The 17,843-nt window shown below is 67.6% G+C and carries 19 protein-coding genes and 2 tRNA genes; 9 read left to right on the top strand and 12 right to left on the bottom strand.

What is annotated here, in order from left to right:
• Window positions 1-170: 170 nt before the first annotated feature.
• Window positions 171-581: a DUF7548 family protein gene (locus GT355_RS01110; RefSeq protein WP_160132795.1), complete on the bottom strand. Its 411-nt coding sequence runs from the start codon at window positions 579-581 to the stop codon at window positions 171-173.
• 86 nt (window positions 582-667) lie between these two features.
• Between GT355_RS01110 and GT355_RS01105 the strand changes: the two genes are divergently transcribed.
• A complete protein-coding gene (locus GT355_RS01105) occupies window positions 668-1,003 on the top strand; it encodes a DUF5798 family protein (RefSeq protein WP_160132794.1) in 336 nt (111 codons plus the stop codon).
• 6 nt (window positions 1,004-1,009) lie between these two features.
• On the opposite strand, the gene GT355_RS01100 is transcribed toward GT355_RS01105, so the two are convergent.
• The gene (locus GT355_RS01100; protein WP_160132793.1) at window positions 1,010-1,417 is read right to left on the bottom strand and encodes a CoA-binding protein; all 408 of its coding nucleotides are present in this window, start codon (window positions 1,415-1,417) and stop codon (window positions 1,010-1,012) included.
• Window positions 1,418-1,453: 36 nt separating this feature from the next.
• On the bottom strand, window positions 1,454-2,293 hold the full coding sequence (locus GT355_RS01095) for a geranylgeranylglycerol-phosphate geranylgeranyltransferase (RefSeq protein ID WP_160132792.1): 840 nt from the start codon (window positions 2,291-2,293) through the stop codon (window positions 1,454-1,456).
• Between the two features lie 86 nt (window positions 2,294-2,379).
• On the opposite strand from GT355_RS01095, the gene GT355_RS01090 reads away from it, so the two are divergent.
• The 3 genes from GT355_RS01090 to GT355_RS01080 all read left to right on the top strand — a co-directional run bounded on the left by GT355_RS01090 (window position 2,380) and on the right by GT355_RS01080 (window position 4,680).
• Window positions 2,380-2,454, top strand: a tRNA-Arg gene (locus GT355_RS01090).
• 405 nt (window positions 2,455-2,859) lie between these two features.
• Window positions 2,860-3,123: a hypothetical protein gene (locus GT355_RS01085; RefSeq protein ID WP_160132791.1), complete on the top strand. Its 264-nt coding sequence runs from the start codon at window positions 2,860-2,862 to the stop codon at window positions 3,121-3,123.
• A 165-nt stretch (window positions 3,124-3,288) separates the two neighbouring features.
• On the top strand, window positions 3,289-4,680 hold the full coding sequence (locus tag GT355_RS01080; protein WP_240145683.1) for an APC family permease: 1,392 nt from the start codon (window positions 3,289-3,291) through the stop codon (window positions 4,678-4,680).
• 22 nt (window positions 4,681-4,702) lie between these two features.
• On the opposite strand, the gene arcS is transcribed toward GT355_RS01080, so the two are convergent.
• The 7 genes from arcS to GT355_RS01045 all read right to left on the bottom strand — a co-directional run bounded on the left by arcS (window position 4,703) and on the right by GT355_RS01045 (window position 11,071).
• The gene (gene arcS / locus GT355_RS01075) at window positions 4,703-6,445 is read right to left on the bottom strand and encodes an archaeosine synthase subunit alpha (RefSeq protein WP_160132790.1); all 1,743 of its coding nucleotides are present in this window, start codon (window positions 6,443-6,445) and stop codon (window positions 4,703-4,705) included.
• Complete coding sequence (gene tgtA / locus GT355_RS01070) at window positions 6,442-7,944, bottom strand: tRNA guanosine(15) transglycosylase TgtA (RefSeq protein ID WP_160132789.1); 1,503 nt, start codon at window positions 7,942-7,944, stop codon at window positions 6,442-6,444. Before tgtA ends, arcS begins: the two co-directional genes overlap by 4 nt.
• Window positions 7,945-7,974: 30 nt before the next feature.
• Entirely contained in the window at window positions 7,975-8,538 is a 564-nt protein-coding gene (locus GT355_RS01065) for an NUDIX hydrolase (protein WP_160132788.1), read from the bottom strand.
• On the bottom strand, window positions 8,535-9,422 hold the full coding sequence (locus tag GT355_RS01060) for an alpha/beta fold hydrolase (protein WP_160132787.1): 888 nt from the start codon (window positions 9,420-9,422) through the stop codon (window positions 8,535-8,537). The genes GT355_RS01065 and GT355_RS01060 overlap by 4 nt, the downstream gene beginning before the upstream one ends.
• A gap of 320 nt (window positions 9,423-9,742) precedes the next feature.
• Window positions 9,743-9,817: transfer RNA gene (locus tag GT355_RS01055), tRNA-Val, on the bottom strand.
• A 40-nt stretch (window positions 9,818-9,857) separates the two neighbouring features.
• Window positions 9,858-10,391, bottom strand: coding sequence for a cob(I)yrinic acid a,c-diamide adenosyltransferase (locus GT355_RS01050; RefSeq protein WP_160132786.1), 534 nt, complete (start codon window positions 10,389-10,391; stop codon window positions 9,858-9,860).
• Between the two features lie 218 nt (window positions 10,392-10,609).
• On the bottom strand, window positions 10,610-11,071 hold the full coding sequence (locus GT355_RS01045) for a hypothetical protein (RefSeq protein WP_160132785.1): 462 nt from the start codon (window positions 11,069-11,071) through the stop codon (window positions 10,610-10,612).
• A 147-nt stretch (window positions 11,072-11,218) separates the two neighbouring features.
• Between GT355_RS01045 and tenA the strand changes: the two genes are divergently transcribed.
• The 4 genes from tenA to GT355_RS01025 all read left to right on the top strand — a co-directional run bounded on the left by tenA (window position 11,219) and on the right by GT355_RS01025 (window position 15,367).
• Window positions 11,219-11,878 (top strand): thiaminase II, encoded by a 660-nt coding sequence (gene tenA / locus GT355_RS01040; protein ID WP_160132784.1) that lies wholly within the window; start codon window positions 11,219-11,221, stop codon window positions 11,876-11,878.
• A 102-nt stretch (window positions 11,879-11,980) separates the two neighbouring features.
• Window positions 11,981-13,048 carry an enolase-like domain-containing protein gene (locus GT355_RS01035; protein WP_160132783.1) on the top strand — a complete coding sequence of 356 codons (1,068 nt, stop codon included), beginning with the start codon at window positions 11,981-11,983 and terminating at the stop codon, window positions 13,046-13,048.
• 68 nt (window positions 13,049-13,116) lie between these two features.
• Window positions 13,117-14,013: a DNA adenine methylase gene (locus GT355_RS01030; protein ID WP_160132782.1), complete on the top strand. Its 897-nt coding sequence runs from the start codon at window positions 13,117-13,119 to the stop codon at window positions 14,011-14,013.
• A 91-nt stretch (window positions 14,014-14,104) separates the two neighbouring features.
• On the top strand, window positions 14,105-15,367 hold the full coding sequence (locus tag GT355_RS01025) for an MgtC/SapB family protein (RefSeq protein WP_160132781.1): 1,263 nt from the start codon (window positions 14,105-14,107) through the stop codon (window positions 15,365-15,367).
• Here the strand turns inward: GT355_RS01025 and GT355_RS01020 are convergent.
• Window positions 15,362-16,357, bottom strand: a complete 996-nt coding sequence (locus GT355_RS01020) for a metallophosphoesterase family protein (RefSeq protein ID WP_160132780.1) — start codon at window positions 16,355-16,357, stop codon at window positions 15,362-15,364. The genes GT355_RS01025 and GT355_RS01020 overlap by 6 nt on opposite strands.
• A 43-nt stretch (window positions 16,358-16,400) precedes the next feature.
• Window positions 16,401-16,526, bottom strand: a complete 126-nt coding sequence (locus tag GT355_RS18430) for a hypothetical protein (protein WP_255409212.1) — start codon at window positions 16,524-16,526, stop codon at window positions 16,401-16,403.
• Window positions 16,527-16,654: 128 nt separating this feature from the next.
• Here GT355_RS18430 and GT355_RS01015 point away from each other — a divergent pair, with 128 nt between their 5' ends.
• On the top strand, window positions 16,655-17,695 hold the full coding sequence (locus GT355_RS01015) for a zinc-binding dehydrogenase (RefSeq protein WP_160132779.1): 1,041 nt from the start codon (window positions 16,655-16,657) through the stop codon (window positions 17,693-17,695).
• The last annotated feature ends 148 nt before the right edge of the window (window positions 17,696-17,843 follow it).

Below are 17,843 nucleotides of genomic sequence, written 5' to 3'. Positions count from 1 at the left end.
GCCTCCGCCGAAGCCCTCAGCCCACTCACTCCGTTCGCGGGCTTCGCCCTTCATCCACCAGGAGAGCACAGCCCTCCTGAGCCTCGGTTCGCGCCTGCGGCGCTCACCGAGACGCCAGGCCCGCACCCACCCCCGCACCGCAGCCGCCTGGCGGCGACCGCACCACCCGACTACACCAGGCCGAGTCCACGGGCATACCACGCCCCGCTCACGGGGATCATCGACGAACACAGCGCCAGCACCCAGCGGTGATATTCGAGGGCGGAGTCGGTCGAGAGTTGGAAGACGACGGCCTCCGGGACCGTGAGCGCCCAGACCAGCGAGACGAGCGCGACCACGATACCGAAGACGAGTGCCACGCCGGCGGCGGTCGCGGGGTCGGTTCGACCGGCCCGACCGGCGGCGAAGACGACCACGGCGACGGCGGCGAAGAGCCCGCCGATGAGCGGGTTTATCGCACCCGTGGCGTAGTAGGTGCCGGCGGCCCCCGCCTCGGTGGTGAGGTACGGGACGACGAGCGCGACCAGCACCGTGAGACAGCCGACGATCCCGACGACCGGGGCGACCCGCGAGGCATTCATGGGGTCGATTCCGGCGGGCGGCGTCTTAATCGGCGCGTTCGACGGGCGAACACAACACACAGGTAACTCCACCCCAAGAAAGGGGCATGGGACTCGGAAACACCGCGAAGAAACTCCAGCGCGTCGTCGACATGGCCGAGACGCTCTATCAGAAGATCGACGAACTCCGGAGCCAGGTCAACGAGGTCAGAGAGCACGTCGAGGCCACGAGCCAGCGCGTCGAGCGGATCGAACGCGACCTCGACGACCAGCGCGCGGTGCTCGACGCCCTCGCACGCGAACAGGGGATCGACGTCGACGCGGTCGCGGCCTCGGCGGCGATCGAGGAGGCCGAACCCGGAAAGACGGTGGCCGACGCCGAAGCGACGGACGGCACGACCGACGACGCACCGACGTCCGACGACACCGCCACCGCCGAGTAGTTTTCCTTAGCCGAGCCGCTGGTGTTCGACCTTCATGCACTTGTCCTCGACCACTTGCCGACCCGCGTCCTCGGCGCGCTGGGTGGCCTCGGGGTCGCGGATGCCGAGCTGGGTCCAGATGACGCCCGCGTCGTCGCGGTCGAGCGCGTCGTCCACGATCCCGCTCACCTCGTCGCTCGGCCGAAACACGTTCACGATGTCGATCGCCTCCTCGACGTCCGCGAGCGAGTCGTAGGCCCGACGGTCGAGTACCTCGTCGGCGGTGGGATTGACGGGGATCACGTCGTAGCCGTGGTCGAGGAGATACCGTGGGATCTCGTGGGCGTCCTTGCCGGGCGTCGACGAGCAGCCGACGACCGCCACGGTGTCGAGGTCGAGGATCGCCGCGAGTTCGTCGTCGTCCGTGATTGGCATACCCTTCCCTACGCGCGGCGACGACAAAAAGACCCCCTACAACGCCACCGCGAGCCGCCCGACTACGAACGCGCCGCCCGCGAGGAACATCGCGTAGCTCAGCCGTTCTTGACCCGTCGTCGGGTCGGTGAAGCTGTTGACGGCGGCGATAGCCATCACGAGGTCCGCGACCGCGACCACCGCGAGATACGGCCAGCCGAGGGTGCCCTGGAGGTAGGGCAGGGGACTGGCGAGGAGCGCGACCGCGAGCAGGAGGACGGCGACCCAGAGCGCCGGTCGTTCGCCCACTGCGATCGGGAGGGTGTTGAGCCCCTCGCGGCGGTCGCCCGCGACGTCCTCGACGTCCTTGATTATCTCGCGGGCCACAGTTGAAAGCGCCGCGAGCGCGAACAGCACGACGACCGCGCTCGTGACCCGTCCGACCGCCGCCGCGCCGAACAGGAAGGTGCTCCCGCCGAGGTAGCCGACGACGACGTTGCCGACCCCCGGTAATCCCTTGAAGAACTCCGTGTACGCGACGAGCGCGACGAGGTTGATCACCGCGATGGCGATGGCGAGCGGCGGGAGCGTGAGCGCGAGGACGACCGCGCCGACGAACAGGAGGAGACTGAACCCGAGCGCTTCGCGGGCCGTGACCGCACCGCGGGGGATCGGTCTGTCGGGCTGGTTGATCCGGTCGATCTCCCGGTCGAAGTAGTCGTTGATGGTGTTGCCCGCGGCGGTGGCGAGCACGGTCGCGCCGGCCGCCGCCCCGACTGCCCCCCAGGTTCCGAGCCCGCTCGCGACGAACGCACCGACGAACGTCAGCGCGCCCGCCGCGACGGCGTTGATCGGACGCGTGATCTCGACGAAGCCACGAACCCGCTCGCCGGTCATACGAGGAGTCCCGCCGGTGGCCGAATAAACCACCCGGAACGCGCCGACCGCGGGATTTAACTACGGCTCGTGGATACGGCTGGTGAGGGCGCTTAGCTCAGTTTGGACAGAGTACTTGGCTTCGGACCAAGCTGTCGCGGGTTCAAATCCTGCAGCGCCCAGTTGTCCTCCGAACGACAGTGAGGAGTGGCAACTGAACCGCGAGGGATTTGCATCCTGCCGGTCGCAGCGCCGAGCGAAGCGAGGCGACCGTCCGGCTCCGGTTCAAATCCTGCAGCGCCCATGATCCTGCGAGTCACTTCGGATTCACCGGACGGTGCAGGGGTACCGATGAATCTACCAGTAGCCCGAACATAGATTCGGACCCGTAGCAGAACGGCCCCTTCGTCGTTGTCGTGCGTTCCACGAGTTCGAGGATTCGAGTATCGATACACTGCAGCCTAACTATCGTCTCAACCCGTTTCCTCGTCCTCTCTCTCTTCGATCGGCCGGGTTCACCCCGTGGAAGCGCAGCGGAACCACGCTCCGAAAGGTAGACTTTTAGCTATCGTAATAGTATCACCGATATGCCGGTCAGTGGACAAGATTGGGAGGAGGACGGAGTGAAAAGAAACTCCATCGTCGGAAAGATCTTGGGATTCTTGGAAAACGATCACCCGAGAGCGCATAGCATCAGTGACATAATGGTGGAGTTCAAGGAGAAGAACAGCGACTTTCCCGAGCGGGAGTATATCACGGTCAGAGTCGAGCTGTTGTTGAACAGTGGAGATATCGAAGCTCGATATATAGAGGACGAGGACCGTTTCTACTACAGGTCTGCAGAGAGCTAGCACAACCCGCCACTCTTTCGAGGGTATTTCCAGTGTGCCGTCGGAGACTGCTTACGAGGGATGCGACCGAACGCGTCCCAGGAACCGTCCCAGTTCCTCTACGCGTGACTTCGACGACCGTTTCGTCGGCGAAAGACTAAGCGACTGTCGGGCGAATCGACGTTCGTGTCGGACGAACTCACGGAAGACGTTTTGCAGGGTGTTCTCTCCCGATGGCAGCTGTTCGCCATCGGGTTCGGAGCTATCGTCGGGTGGGGTTGGATCATCCAGATGGGCTACTGGATCGACGCGGCCGGACCGGTGGGTGCGACGCTGGCGTTCGCCGGCGGCGGTCTGCTCGTCGTGTTCGTGAGCCTCGTCTACGCGGAGCTGGTCTCGGCGATGCCGTACGCGGGCGGCGAACACCACTACAGCCTCCGGGCGTTCGGCCCGAAGGTCTCGTTCGCGTGTAGCTGGGGGCTGCTCCTCGGCTACGTCGGGGTCGTCGCCTTCCAATCGATCGCCCTCGGCGTCGCGGTCTCGTATCTGATCCCGGACTTTCGGATGTTCGAACTCTGGACGATCCTCGGTCAGCCGGTCTACGGCAGCGTGGTCGCGGTCGGACTGCTCGGGGTCGTCGGCGTCACCGCCCTCAACTACCGAGGCGTCCGGCCGACCGCCCAGCTCCAGCTCGTACTCGCGGCGGTCGTCGCGTTCGCCGGACTGGTGCTCGTCACCGGCTCGCTCACGATCGCGCCACAGGTCTCGAACCCGCCCTTCGCGGGCGTCGGGCTCGCCGGAGCCTCGGTGGTGGCGATCCAGGTCCCGGGGCTGTTCGTCGGCTTCGACGTGATCCCACAGGCCGCCGAGGAGGCCGACACCTCGCCGCGCTCGCTCGCCATCGTGGTGTTGCTCACGGTGGTCACGGTCGGCGTGTTCTACATCGTCAGCATCTGGTCGGCGGGGCAGGTCCTCCCGGCGGCCGTGCTCGGCGAGAGTCCGGTCCCCGCCGCCGCCGCGATGACCGCGGTGTTCGACAACCCGCTCGCCGGGAAGCTCATGACGCTCGCGGGCATCGCCGCCCTCCTGACGAGCTGGAGCGCGTTCCTGATCGGTGCGAGCCGAGTGATCTTCGCGATGGCCGACTCGGGGATGCTTCCCACCTCGCTCGCGACTATCCACCCGGAGTACAACACCCCGTCGCGTGCGGTGCTCCTCATCGGCGGGGTCACCGCGCTTGCGCCGTGGCTCGGGTCCCAGATGATCTCCTCGATCATCAACGCCAACTCGCTCGGGATCGTCTTCGCGTGGATCCTCGTCAGCGCCTCCTTCCTCTACTTGCGCTACAACGAACCCGGGATGGACCGACCGTTCGAACTCCCCGCCGGTTACCTGTTCGGCGGCCTCGCGCTGGTCGGGTCGGTCGCCTTCTTCGCGCTCTACCTCCCGGGTGCACCCTCCGCGCTGGTCTGGCCGAAGGACTGGGCGATCGTGCTGGTCTGGGCGATCTTCGGGCTCGTCCTCTACTCGATCTCGCGCGCCTCGACCGACGCGACCGTCCGCGAGGGGACCAACTAAGCGGCGGCGGACGCGGGTCGCGTCAGCGCTCCTCGACGTGGCGCACCTCGACGGCGATTCCCCGCGTGCTCTCGGCCATCTCGGGGCCGCTCATCTCCGCGCGCCCGACCGCGAACGCCTTCGGGCCCGAGACCACCACCTCGTCGCCGACGCGAATCGCGTCGCTGGCGTCGACGATACCCGGCGCGAGCACGCTGCCGTGCGGGACGAAGCCGTCGATCTCGACGGTTCGCGTCTCGACCTCGCTCTCGACCCAGCGGCGGCCACCGGCGAGCGTGAGCGCGAGCACGCCGTACTGGGGCACCATCGTGGCGAGGTGGTCGTCCTCGCTGACGCGGAGTTTCGGGTAGCGGCCTTCGGTGGTTATCTCACCAAAGAGCGCGTCGCCCGCCCCCGCGCCGAACTGGTAGTCCGCGAGCGCGCGCACGGTGTTGTGCTCGCGTTCGCGCTTGCCGAACTTGGGCTCGCCCTCCAACGTGCTCGCGAGGTTCGCGAGCGAGTCGGCCGTCGTGGGATGGGCCTCGACGGTGTACTCGAACTCGGTATTCAGGGATTCTTCGACTTTCTCGGTGATCTGACGGTAGTCGTCGGGGACGTGGGCGATGACGCGGGGATAGTCGTTGCGAGCGAGGTAGGCTTCGAGCACCGAGGCCACGAACTCGACCTCGCCCGCGGTCCACTCGCCCGTGACCACCGAGTCGTAGTGCTGGGCGGGGTAGGTGGTTTCGAGCTCCTGGGGCACCACCCCGATGGGCGAGGTCATCGAGACGGTGTGGGCACGAAACTGCGTCGCGTCGTGGAACTGACCGTGGCTCTGGGACTCGGAGTAGGGTTTCGTCGCCGAACACGGCACGAGAACGAGGGGGTTCGAGAAGCGATTCTCGTAGCGGGTCGTCACCCGGTCGGCGAAACGCTGGATCTCGACCCGCCGGAGGCTCTCCTCCGAGGCCGCCAGCAGGTCGGCACGACGGATCACCGGCGTGCGCTCCTCGAGGTAGGCGTACTGCTGGTCGAGGCGTCTGAACGCGGCGGTGAGCCACGCCGCGTGGCGCGCCTGTCCCTCCAGATAGTCCCGGAGCCGCCCGCGGCGGATCCGCTCGCGGACCACCCCGAGCTCGGCCCGGAGGGCGTTGACGTTGTGCGCGGCACAGTCGGCCCGGTCGAACTCGTCTCTCGGACCCCGACACGCCGGGCACGCACACGGGAGTTCGGTGAGGTCTTCGAGGAAGTGTTCGCCCTCGCGGGTGAGATATTTTCCTTCGGTTCCCTTCACTTCGGCGCGCGTGGTGTCAAGGAGGTCGACGCCGGCGTAGGCCAGCAGCGCGGCGTTCGCGGGCGTCGCCACCCCCGAGCAGTAGAGCGCCGTGTCGGCGGGGGTCGCGTCCTTTACCCCGACGATCCCCTCGACGAACGCGCGCGCGTGGCCGACGAGACCCGGCGCGTCCGAGAGGACGTAGGCGTCGGTGCCGCGGTCGCTCGCAGTGTGGGTCGAGACCACCGCGGCGCTCGGCCCGTCGACGTCGGTCGGGTCCGTGTCGAAGGCCGTTTCGACCTCCTCGGGGGTGCCAGCTGGCGCGGCCCGGTGGGGAAGTACCGTGAGCTCGCCTGGGTCGCCTTCGGGAGCGTCGCGCTCCGTCGACCAGAGGCTCCCCGCATCCGCCACGACCTCGTCACAGAGCGCGGGCGTCGTCAGCGGCTCGGTGAGCCGGAGTTCGCCGATCCGGGCCGCGCCGTCGCGCTCGTGAACCTCGAAGAAGGTAGTCATAATTCCGTCTCACCCTCCGCGTCGTATTCGTCCGTCGATCCCAGCCGCTCGACCGCGACGCGGTCCGGAACCCGTGAGAGCGCACGCGCCGGCCAGCCGTGGTGGGCGAGCGTGAACTCGACCGCCGGATTCGCCGCGACGAGTTTCGCGACTCCGCGCGCCGCCTGCTCGTAGGCCGCGTCGTCGAGCCGCTCGGGGACCTCGGCGGTGAGCGGGTAGCTCTCCGAGAGCGCGCGGGGGAACGGGCCGAACGGCGGCACCACCCGCCAGGAGTCGTCGAACGCGTCGTTCTCGTCACCCTCGGTCAGTAAGACTGACCCCTCGACCGAGAGCCGCGAGAGGCGGTCGTGGTGGCGGCGAACTTCGGGCCGGCGGGCGCTCTCGCCCGAGAGGTAGAAGAAGGCGTCCTTCGAGGCCGGATCGGACGCTTCGAGCTGGTCGGCGTGGTCGAGCAGCGCGCGGTAGCCGTCGAGCATCGCGGGGTGACCGCGCGCGCGGGTCTCGACGAGTTCGAGGAGGTTCCCACGGCGGATCGCCTGCTTGATCCGCCGGAGTTCGCCGAAGCTCACGTGGAGGTTGTGCTCGGCGAGGCGGGTCTCGCGTTCGTCGTCGTCCAGTTCCTCGATCTCGTCGGCAGTGTGTTCGACGCACACCGGGCACTCACACGGGAGGTAGTCGAGGTCGGCGAGCCGTTCGGTGCCCCGCACGGTCAGGTAGCGGTCGTCGCGTGCGTAGAGCGCGTAGGCTGCCGAATCGAAGAGGTCACAGCCGAGCGCGACCGCGAGCGCGAACATCATTGGGTGGCCCGCGCCGAAGAGGTGGACGGGGGAGTCCGCACAGAGCCCGCGCTTCGCGGCCGCGACCACGTCCACCATGTCGTCGTAACGGTAGCCGTTCAGGAGGGGGACCACGGCTCCCACCGGAAACAGGTCGAGACCGGTCGCGACGGCGTCGCGACCCGCCGCCTCGCGGAGGTCCGGATAGGTCGAGCCCTGAACGGGCGCGTTCACCAACATCTCGCCGGTGTCGACTTCGCCAACGGATTCGAGCCGCGACTGGGTCGTCGCGAGGTCGGCCTCGGCGCGCTCGCGGTCGGCGTCGGGCGGCGTCGGGAGGTCCACCGGAGTTCCGATGTCTGATCCGATCCGGTGCTGGAAGTCGAGGATCTCGGTGCTGGTGGTGTCTATCTCGCCGTATTCCGCCAGCTGAAACGAGCCCGAATCGGTCATGATCGCGCCAGAAAAATCGAGGAGTTCGTGGAGCCCGACGTCGAGAGCGGCCTCGCGGAGGTCGTCGTTCTTCGAAATGATATAGCCGTTAGTGATACATATCTCCGCGCCGAACTCGGTTTCGAGTCGGTTGGGGGAGACGGTCTGGAGGTTGGGGTTGATGACCGGCATCAGCGCGGGCGTCTCGACGGTTGTATCCGACCGGGGAACCCGGAGTTCGCCGATGCGCCCCCCGACGTCGGTGCGTCGGAGTTCGAAAACGTCGTTCATGCCCGGGTTCGACCGCCGCGCGGTCTAAGGCTACCGCTCTGATTCGTCGAACCGGTTGTAGTAGAGCAAACAGAGCGCGCTCCGGCCGTCCCGGAGGTCGTCGGTCGCGAGCGCCGACAGCAGGTCGTCGTAGTCGGCGGTCTCGACCCGGATCGATTCGTCGTCGTCGAGGTTTCGCTCGCCCGTCGACCGACAGTCGTGGGCGACGAAGTGGTGGTGGACGGAGTTCGCGAGCCCGTTCAGCGGCTCGACGGTGGTGAGCCGTTCGACACGCTCGGCGACGTAGCCCGTCTCCTCTTCGAGTTCGCGTTGCGCCGCGACCTCGGGGTCCTCACCGGGTTCGACGGTGCCCGCCGGCAGACCGCGATTGATTCGTCCGACCGCCTGCCGCCACTCCTCGATGACGACGACCTCGCCCGCCGGCGTGAACGCCAGCATCACGACCGCCTCGGGTTCACGAACGGTGTCGAACCCCGTCTCGGTGCCGTCCGGCAGTCGGACCGACTCGTGGACGACCTCGAACGCCGGGCAGTCGTAGGCCGTCTCGGTGCTCAACGTCTCCCACGCCTGCGGATCGCCGTCCTCGTCGCTCATACGTCCTCTTCGAGGAACTCGCACAAGAGCTCGTTCACCCGGTCCGGCGCGTCGTTCTGGACCCAGTGGCTCGCGTCCGGGAGGTGCTCGATGCGGAGGTTCGAGACCCAGCGGTCGAGCCCGCGCGTCAGACCGACCCCGAGCGCGGCGTCGCGGTCGCCCCAGATCAGTAGCGTCGGCACGTCCGTTCGCGTGGTCCGGTCGGGCGGGTCGAGCCGGCCGAGACGACGGCGAAGTCGCGTTCGGACGAGCGCGCGGTAGTAGTTGAGCGCCGCCCGGAGCGCCCCCGGTCGGGCTATCGCGCGGCGATAGCGCTGGACGTCGCCCGTCGAGAACGCCTCGGGGTTCGTCGGGCCGGTTTCGAGGAGCCGCCGGAGCCAGCCGTACTCGCCTCGTTCGAGGAAGAGTTCGGGAAGCTTCGGGATCTGGAAGGCCCCGGCGTACCACGAGCGCCGGATCTGTCGCGGCGAGCGGAGTTCGCGCGCGAGGGCATCGAGGTGCGGCGCGTTGCAGACGGCGAGCCGGTCGAGAACGTCGGGATGGCGATGGGCGAGTTCCCAGGCTACGACACCGCCCCAGTCGTGCCCGACCACCGTGGCGCGCTCGTGCTCCGTACCTCGGATCAGTTCGACCACGTCCCGCGTGAGGTGGGTCAGGCGATACGGCTCGATGCCGGGTGGTTTCGACGAGCGGTTGTAGCCCCGCATGTCGGGCGCGAGGACGTGATAGCCCGCGGCGGCGAGGTGGTCGATCTGGTGTCGCCAAGCGTACCAGAACTCCGGAAAGCCGTGGAGGAGGACGACGAGCGGGTCCGTGGGGTCGCCCGCCTCGACGTAGTGGAGGACGACCTCCGAGAGGTGGGCGTAGCCGTGCGTTTCGTCCATGCGACCGCCACTAGCGAGCGATCGATAAACGTTTTGTTGCGATACAAAATCAGTGGTGCCGGGTGATCGAGTGGATGAATTCGAGAGAGCGTGGCGCAATCGCGAGAGGAAAACTTTTGAACCAGTTATTGTCAAGGAGCGGCGACCGCTGACTCTTATCGAGGAACCTATCCACAATACCGCGGAGACAGTGCAGGACCGGTCGGGGCGGATTTGAACCACAGTCGCTCCCGTTCGCTTCGCTTACCTCCCGCTCCTAGGTTCAAATCCTTCCTCCCCGTTGCGCGTTTTCGCTCCGCTGCGCACCGCGAAAATGCTCATGGGTCGGGGCGGATTTGAACCGCCGACTTCCTCCGTGTGAAGGAGGTATCATAACCAGCCTAGATCACCGACCCTTCACCCGCCCTTTCCGACCGCGAATCATAAGCGTTGTCTTCAGTAGTCGGGCGCTTCCTCGCTCACCCCGTCGCGCTGGTTCACGACGCGCGCGAGGGTGAACAGGAGGTCCGAGAGCCGGTTGAGGTAGACCAGCGCGTGCTCGTTGACGGGTTCCTCCTCGGCGAGCGCGACCGCGCGGCGTTCGGCCCGCCGGCAGACCGCCCGGGCGTGGTGGAGTCGCGCGCCGTTGTCCCCGCCGCCGGGGAGGATGAACGACCGGAGCGGTTCGAGTTCGTCGTCGTAGGCGTCCATCCAGATCTCCAGCGCCTCGACCCGGTCCCCGTCCATCTGCGGGTCGCCGTCGTCGGGGTCGGGGTTCGCGAAGTCGGCCTGGACGACGTGGAGGTGGTTCTGGACCGCGCGAAGGTGGTCGTCGACGTCCTCGTAGGCCGTCGGGCGCACCCGCCCGACGAGGGCGTTCACCTCGTCAACGGTGCCGTAGCTCTCGATCCGAGGGCTCGTCTTCGGGACGCGGTCCATGGTTCGGAGGTCGGTCAGCCCCTCGTCGCCACGGCCCGTATAGATCGGCATACCCCACCCACGGTCGACGACGACTTATATCTCGGCCGACCCCGGCGGGCGACGGCCGGACTTGATTGCTACCGTATCCACGATGGTTTTATTATGAAGAACAGTGGAGGTTCGGTGGGGAGTGAGGCTGATCCAGTCACCCGGTCCGTGTTACTCACTTCCCGTCGTTCGTTGTCCCGCTCGAAAAGAGGCGTACTCGGTCGATCGAGACCGTTCGATTACTCGATGGAGACGTCGTCGTCGTCCACCGGGTCGTCGAACGGGGCGTCGTCGGTGTCGCTCCCGCCGACCCGCCGTCGGCCGGCGAACACGGCGTACACGACCGCGGCCAGCGCCCCGAGGAAGGCGGCACGGATGCCGACGCGTCGGCCCGTTCGTTTCGCGCTCGCCACCCGGTGGCTCAGCATGGTCGAGCGCGACGTCTCGACCGTGGCGACGACCTGGCGACCGTCCTCGGTTTCGGTGGTTTCGAGGTCCGTGATGGTCTCGCCCTTCCGACCGTCGATCTCGAAGTCGGGTGCCAGTTTTTCGACCGCCTTCTCGAAGGCGATCGCTCGCGGTCCCTCCTCCGATTCTCCTTCGGATTCCTCGGCGACCGGCTCGTCGTGCTCGCTCTCGCCCGTCTCGACGTCGATCGTGACCGGATCGGTCTCGTCCGCCGTCTCAGATGAGTCCGTCATGACACCACAGTTGTCCCCCGCCAACTACTAAAGATTTCGCCGGCACGTGCCGAGGATCACGTACTTTCAGGCATATCGCGACACTTCAAGCTGTTATTATCTGGTGGTACCATCAAAGCATATGTGGGTCGACAACGAGGTGCGCGTATGGCGTTCAGCGACGACCTCCTCGATTCGCACGCGGCGCTCTGGGACGCACAGAAGGCCCATCCGTTCGTGGGCGAACTCGCCGAGGGGAGCCTCGACGAGGCCGCCTTCCGACACTGGGTCGAACAGGACTACCGGTACCTCCTCGACTACGCCCGTACGTTCGCCATCGCGGGTGTCCGGGCCCGCGACGAGACGACGATGACCCGACTGCTCGGGATCGCACACACCACTCTCGCGACCGAACTCGACCTCCACCGGGAGTTCGCCGCCGACTACGGACTCGCTCCCGGTGACCTCGAAACGGTCGAGAAGACGCCGACCTGCGTCGCGTACACGAACTACCTCCTCCGGGTCGCCCACCAGGGTTCGTTCGCCGAGATCAGCGCGGCGGTCTACCCCTGCGGCCAGGGCTACCTCGATATCGCCGACCACATGGCCACGATCGCGACCGACGACCACCGCTACACGCCCTTCATCGAGAAGTACACGAGCGACGAGTTCCGCGAGACGGTCGCGTGGATGCGGGCGTTCGTGAACGAGTGTGCCGAGGAGTACCCGGGCGAACGCGACGCGATGCGGACGGCGTTCGAGCGGAGTGCCCGGCTCGAAGCCGCCTTCTGGGAGATGGCCTACACCCGAGAATCCTGGCCGGTGTGAGTCGGGAGCGCTCCTGAACCGGTTCGACCCGGAGGGCGGTGGTCGTGACGAGGGCCTGAAGCCGCCGGAACCGTCATGCTTCGGTACCGCGAACCCACTCCCATGTCGTTCTACGACCGGGTCGCCGACCTCCCGCTGTCGGTCGAGGAGAGTTCGTTCGAGCGCCGCGAGCGCGAAACGTCGAGCGGGTTCGCCCGCGCGACGACGGTGTTCTCGCTCGCCGGCGACGGTCACGTGGGTCGCGGCGAGGACGTGACCTACGAGACCGACGAACACGACGCGCTGGCCGAGGCCAATCCCACCTGGAACCTCGCCGGCGAGTACACGCTGGATTCGTTCTCGGACGCGCTCGACGAGCGCGACCTGTTCGTCGGTCGCGAGCCCGAGCGGGCGGACTTCCAGTACTACCGCCGGTGGGGGCTCGAAAGCGCCGCGCTCGACTTGGCGCTCCGCCAGGCCGAAACGGACCTCGGGAGCGCGCTCGACCGGCGGTACAACCCCGTTCGGTTCGTCATCAGCACCCGGCTCAGCGATCCACCGACCACCGAGCGCGTCGAACGGTGGCTCGAGATCCAGCCCGACGCGGAGTTCAAACTCGATCCGACACCGGACTGGACCGACGACCTGATCGAGAGCCTCGCGGCCACCGGCGCGGTCCGCATCCTCGACCTGAAAGGCGACTACGAGGGGACGGCGGTGGACAACCCGGTCGACCGCGAGAACTACCGGCGCGTGCTCGACGGCTTCCCCGAGGGGGTGATCGAGGATCCGCGACTCACCGAGGAGACCCGCGAGCTCTTCGACGGCGAGGAGGGCAGGGTGAGCTGGGACCATCCCATCACGGGTGTGGCGTCCATCGAGTCGCTGCCGTTCGAGCCGCGCTGGCTCAACGTTAAACCGTCCCGGTTCGGCACCGTGGAGTCGCTGTTCGACAGCATCGAGTACGCCCTCGAACGCGACATCCAGTGTTACGGCGGCGGCCAGTTCGAGCTCGACGTGGGCCGCGAGCACATCCAGACGATGGCGTCGCTGTTCTACCCCGACGGCCCGAACGACGTCGCGCCCGGCGGTTACAACGCGCCGGAACCCCAGACGGGGCTGCCCGAGAGCCCGCTCGTCGCCCCCGCCGCACCCGCGGGGCTCGGGTTCGTCGACGAGGACGAGCCCTGAGACCCGGATCCGTTCGGCGCGGTCGAGCGGGTCGTTTATGAGGCGGAGCGGAGCAGATCCGACATCGAATGGCGAGACCGATCCTGAAGTGGGCCGGCGGGAAACGGCAGCTCCTCGATGCGATCTACGACCGGTTCCCGCGGGGCTACGACCGCTACCACGAGCCGTTCCTCGGCGGTGGCGCGCTCTTCTTCGACCTCACGCCCGAGGGCGGAACGGTCAACGACACCAACCCCCGGCTCGTCAACTTCTATCGGCAGGTCCGGGACAGACCGGACGGGCTCGTCGCGCGGCTCGAATCGTTCGACGATCCGGAGGCCGACCCCGTCCCGGACGAACCGTTCGCGGAGACCGATCGAAAAGGAAAGGCGATCGAGAACTACTACTACCAGAAACGCGCGCAGTTCAACCGCCGGCCGGCGGGCGAGGCGTTCGACCCGCTGGAGGAGGCCGCCCTGCTGTGTTATCTCAACCGAACGGGCTACAACGGGCTCTACCGGGAGAACCGTAGTGGGAGGTTCAACGTCCCGATCGGGCGGTACGCCAACCCCGACTGGGTGCGGCGCGAGGCGATCCACGCGGCGAGTCGCGTGCTCGCCGACACCGAGGTTCGAAACGAGGACTTCGAGTACGTGCTCGACGCGGCCGAGCCGGGCGATCTGGTCTACTTCGATCCTCCCTACGAACCGATGAGCCCAACCGCGTCGTTCACCGACTACAGCGCGAGCGGGTTCGGGCGGGACGACCAGGACCGGCTCCTCGACACCGCGGCGGCGCTCGACGAGCGCGGTGTGCACGTCGTCCTGAGCAACAGCGGCGTGCTGGCCGAGCGGTACGAACGACGGGGGTTCGACGTGGCGCTCGTGGGTGCGACGCGCGCGATCAACAGCGACGCCGACAATCGGGACGAGGTCGACGAATTGGTCGCGACGAACGTGCCCCCCGGGAAGCGAGCCGAGCGGTGACGGCGGGGACGGGGAGGGCGGGACCCGACGGGATAGGACGACGGAGCGTCGACGGAGGTTTATATCCCACCGAGGTTCGATCACACCAACAGTGACTCCCGTCGCGCAGTTCGCGGTCCCGCTCTCGAACCCCGTCGCGCATCTCGTCCTCGCGGCGGCGCTCGGGCTCTTCCTCGGGCTCGAACGCGAGTGGTCGGACAAACCCGCGGGCATCCGGACGTTCTCGCTGATCAGCCTCCTCGGAGCGGTCTTCACCATCCTCGACTACCCCGCGCTCGTCGCGGTCGGCGGGCTGCTGGTCATCGTTCTGGGAACCGTGCTCGCCATCAGGGGACTGCGTGACGTGGATTTCGGGCTCTCGCTCACCACCTCGGTCTCGATGCTGGTGGCCTACGGCGTCGGCGCGCTGGTCGCCGCGGGCTACGTCATCGAGGGCGTGACGGTCGCGGTGGTTTCGTCGTTGCTCCTCGTCCTCAAACGCGAACTCCACAGCTTCGCCGGCGGGCTCTCGCGGGCGGAGCTCCGCTCGACCACCGAGTTCGCTATCCTCGCGTTCGTGGTCTACCCGCTGCTCCCCGGTGGCGACGTCACCCTCGGGTCGGGCCCGCTCGCGGTCGAGATCGAACCCCGGGTGGTCTGGCTGATGGTGGTCGCGGTCGCCGCCATCGGTATCGTGAACTACGCCATCGTGAAGAACTACGGGGGGCGGGGCATCGCCGTCACGGGCTTCTTCGGTGGGCTCGCCTCCTCGACCGCCGTCGTGGGGTCGATGCTCGACGCGGTTCGCCAGCGCCCCTCGGCGGCCTCCTACGCCGTCGCCGCCGTGTTGCTCGCCGACGCCGCGATGGCGCTCCGGAACCTCGCCATCGTGCTCGCGTTCACCTTCCCGACGGTGCTCGTCGGCGCGCTGATCCCACTGGTCGTCATCGTGGTCGGGAGCGTCGCCGTCGCCGCGCTCACCGCCGACTGGAGCGAGTCCGTCGAGATGAACCTCGACAGCCCGTTCTCCCTCCGAAACGCACTCGCCTTCGGCGTGATGTTCGCGGTGGTGGTGGTCGCGGGCGGGATCGCCCAATCGGAGTTCGGCCGGATCGGTTTCTACGTCACCGCCGTCCTCTCGGGCGTGGTTTCGAGCGCCGGCGCGACCGCCTCGACCGTGTCGCTCTATCGTACCGGCAGCCTCGGCTACGAGACCGCGGTGATCGCCGTCCTGCTCGCGACGGCGTCGAGCGTGCTGGTCAAGGTCGCCCTCACGATCGCCAGCCCGAACCGGCGGTTCGCCACCCGGGTCGCGGTCTGGAGCGGGGTGCTGCTCGCGGCCGCGCTCGTCGCGGCGGTCCTCGTGACGCTATAACCCGCGCGACGGCGAGCGGGCCGGCGCACCCGGTGGGTCCCGGGGGCGGAGCGCTGTGCCGTCGTCGGATTCGTCGACCTGTGGGAAGCTTCGGAAGTAGCCGTCCTCCGCGGCGGCGACGAACGCCGCCCCACGGCCCTGGTCGCCGACGTGACGGTAAGCCTCTTCGAGCCCTCGCCGGCCGACGAGCGGCAACAGCGAGACCGTCGTCCCGCGGGGTTCGACGTGGACGAGCAGCGCGGCGGGCGGGAACGAACACGCCGCCGGCGCGATGACCTGGCGAACCCCTTCCACCCGGTCGACCGCCGGCCAGTGGACGTGCCCCGAGAGCACGAGGCCGACGTCGTGGTCGGCCAGAACCTCGACGAGCGCGTCGGCGTTTCGGAGCCGGTAGTGCGAACTCGGTGCGAGCGCGTCGACGCGTTCGGCCACCCGTCCCACGGGATGGTGACAGACCACGACCGGCGTCTCGCAGCCGTCGAGCACCGAATCGAGCCACGCCAGCTGGTCCGCCGAGACCGCGCCTTCGTGGGTCTCGAACAGCGACTCGTCGGCGGCCGTGTCGATCCCCACGAGATCGACCCCGCCGACACCGATGACGTACGGCAACGTGCCCACGCCGTACCGCTTCGCGAACCGTTCGACCGGCGGCGTCTCGTGGTCGTCCATCGCCTTCGGGACGTCGTGGTTGCCGGGAACCGCGACGAACGGGGCGTCGAGGTCGTCGAGGATCGAGTCCACCCGGTCGAACTCCGCGGGCGCGCCGTCCTTCGTGAGGTCGCCGGTCGAGACGACCGCGTCCACACCGAGCCAGTTGGCGCTCGCGACCGCGCCCCGAAGGCGGGCCTCGGTCCGGTGGAAGACCTTCCAGGTCCCCTCGGCCACGGGGGTGACGTGCGGGTCGGCGACGACGGCGAGCGTGGTCGACCGGGCGGTCGGGCGCGCGAATCGTGCGAGCACCAGCCCCTCGCCACGTACGGCGTCGTTCATCGGTTGCGTGAGCGCCCGTGGCGTTCGGACGTGACTGTGTGGCTCACAACGTCGCGCCGACGCCGTCCTCGTTGAACAACACGCCACACTCCCCACAACGGCGCTGGTAGCCCGTCATCCAACTCAACTGGACGTTCTCGCTCGTCTTACAGATCGGACAGGATGTCATGGTGGGTTCCTCGTGCGCACGTGGAGCGTGGCTCCCGACCGTCCTTGCTGTGGCGTCCGTACACTCCCCATGACACAGTAACACACGCTACCGAAACCACTACCCCACGTCGAACCCAACGGCGCGCCATGCAGGCAGTCCAGTTCACGGAACACGGCGACCGCGACGTCATCGAGTACGGCGAGTTCCCGGACCCCGACCCCGGGCCGGACGAAGCGGTCATCGAGGTGAAGGCGGGCGCGCTGAACCACCTCGACGTCTTCACCCGCCGCGGGCTGCCGGGCGTCGACTTGGAGATGCCACACATCCCGGGAAGCGACGCGGCCGGCGTGGTACGGGAAGTCGGCGAGAGCGTCACCCGCGTCGACCCCGGCGATAGAGTGGCCGTCACGGCGGGGGTCTCCTGTGGCGAGTGTGAGTTCTGCCGCCACGGCGAGCACTCGCTGTGTGAGTCCTACCACATCATCGGCGAGCACGTCCGCGGGGTACACGCCGAGTACGCCGCCGTGCCCGCCGCGAACCTCGTCCCGATACCGGACCACGTCGACTGGGAGACCGCCGCGGCCTCGCCGCTGGTCTTCCAGACCGCGTGGCGAATGCTGATGAGCCGCGCCGAGATCGAGGCCGGCGAATCGATCCTCGTGCTCGGGGCATCGGGCGGCGTCGGCCAGGCCGCGGTGCAGATCGCCGACTACGCGGGTGCAGAGGTCTACGCAACCGCGAGCACCGACGAGAAGTTGGAGTACGCGAAGGAGTGCGGGGCCGACCACGTCATCAACTACGCCGAGACCGACTTCGCGAGCGAGATGCGCGATATGACTGGGGGCCGCGGCGTCGACGTCGTGGTCGACTACGTCGGGCCCGAGACCTGGGACGACTCCACGAAGTGTCTCGCGAAGGGCGGCCGACTCGTGACCTGCGGGGCCACTACCGGTCCGATCGCCGAGACCAACATCAACCGGGTGTTCTGGAAGCAGATCGACATCCTGGGCTCGACGATGGCCACGCTGGGCGAGGTCGACGACGTGCTCTCGCTGGTCTGGGACGGCACCTTCGAACCCCGGATCCGGGAGACCCTGCCGATGAGCGAGGCCGCGCGTGCCCACGAACTCCTCGAAGAGCGCGAGGGATTCGGGAAGGTGGTCGTGGTTCCCGACAGCGAACGATAGCGCACACGCACCCGTAGATTCGATTCGACTGGATGTACGGAGACAGTACCAAGCAGACGAGCGGTACTGAGAATTGCTCGTGCTATTCGCGGAAATAATAATTCCGAGCCACCGAGATGCTTGATATCATAGGTTCGTCGACGAAAGG

The sequence above is a fragment of the Halococcus salsus genome (genome assembly GCF_009900715.1).
In the GTDB taxonomy this organism is placed as follows: Archaea; Halobacteriota; Halobacteria; order Halobacteriales; family Halococcaceae; genus Halococcus; species Halococcus salsus.
This window is presented reverse-complemented; position numbering and strand designations above follow the sequence as displayed.

Excerpts from the sequence above, each read along its gene's own strand:
- GT355_RS01110 (WP_160132795.1), bottom strand. The coding sequence starts at position 581 with ATGAATGCCTCGCGGGTCGCCCCGGTCGTCGGGATCGTCGGCTGTCTC.
- GT355_RS01105 (WP_160132794.1), top strand. The coding sequence starts at position 668 with ATGGGACTCGGAAACACCGCGAAGAAACTCCAGCGCGTCGTCGACATG.
- GT355_RS01100 (WP_160132793.1), bottom strand. The coding sequence starts at position 1,417 with ATGCCAATCACGGACGACGACGAACTCGCGGCGATCCTCGACCTCGAC.
- GT355_RS01095 (WP_160132792.1), bottom strand. The coding sequence starts at position 2,293 with ATGACCGGCGAGCGGGTTCGTGGCTTCGTCGAGATCACGCGTCCGATC.
- GT355_RS01085 (WP_160132791.1), top strand. The coding sequence starts at position 2,860 with ATGCCGGTCAGTGGACAAGATTGGGAGGAGGACGGAGTGAAAAGAAAC.
- arcS (WP_160132790.1), bottom strand. The coding sequence starts at position 6,445 with ATGACTACCTTCTTCGAGGTTCACGAGCGCGACGGCGCGGCCCGGATC.
- tgtA (WP_160132789.1), bottom strand. The coding sequence starts at position 7,944 with ATGAACGACGTTTTCGAACTCCGACGCACCGACGTCGGGGGGCGCATC.
- GT355_RS01065 (WP_160132788.1), bottom strand. The coding sequence starts at position 8,538 with ATGAGCGACGAGGACGGCGATCCGCAGGCGTGGGAGACGTTGAGCACC.
- GT355_RS01060 (WP_160132787.1), bottom strand. The coding sequence starts at position 9,422 with ATGGACGAAACGCACGGCTACGCCCACCTCTCGGAGGTCGTCCTCCAC.
- GT355_RS01050 (WP_160132786.1), bottom strand. The coding sequence starts at position 10,391 with ATGCCGATCTATACGGGCCGTGGCGACGAGGGGCTGACCGACCTCCGA.
- GT355_RS01045 (WP_160132785.1), bottom strand. The coding sequence starts at position 11,071 with ATGACGGACTCATCTGAGACGGCGGACGAGACCGATCCGGTCACGATC.
- tenA (WP_160132784.1), top strand. The coding sequence starts at position 11,219 with ATGGCGTTCAGCGACGACCTCCTCGATTCGCACGCGGCGCTCTGGGAC.
- GT355_RS01035 (WP_160132783.1), top strand. The coding sequence starts at position 11,981 with ATGTCGTTCTACGACCGGGTCGCCGACCTCCCGCTGTCGGTCGAGGAG.
- GT355_RS01030 (WP_160132782.1), top strand. The coding sequence starts at position 13,117 with ATGGCGAGACCGATCCTGAAGTGGGCCGGCGGGAAACGGCAGCTCCTC.
- GT355_RS01020 (WP_160132780.1), bottom strand. The coding sequence starts at position 16,357 with ATGAACGACGCCGTACGTGGCGAGGGGCTGGTGCTCGCACGATTCGCG.
- GT355_RS18430 (WP_255409212.1), bottom strand. The coding sequence starts at position 16,526 with ATGACATCCTGTCCGATCTGTAAGACGAGCGAGAACGTCCAGTTGAGT.
- GT355_RS01015 (WP_160132779.1), top strand. The coding sequence starts at position 16,655 with ATGCAGGCAGTCCAGTTCACGGAACACGGCGACCGCGACGTCATCGAG.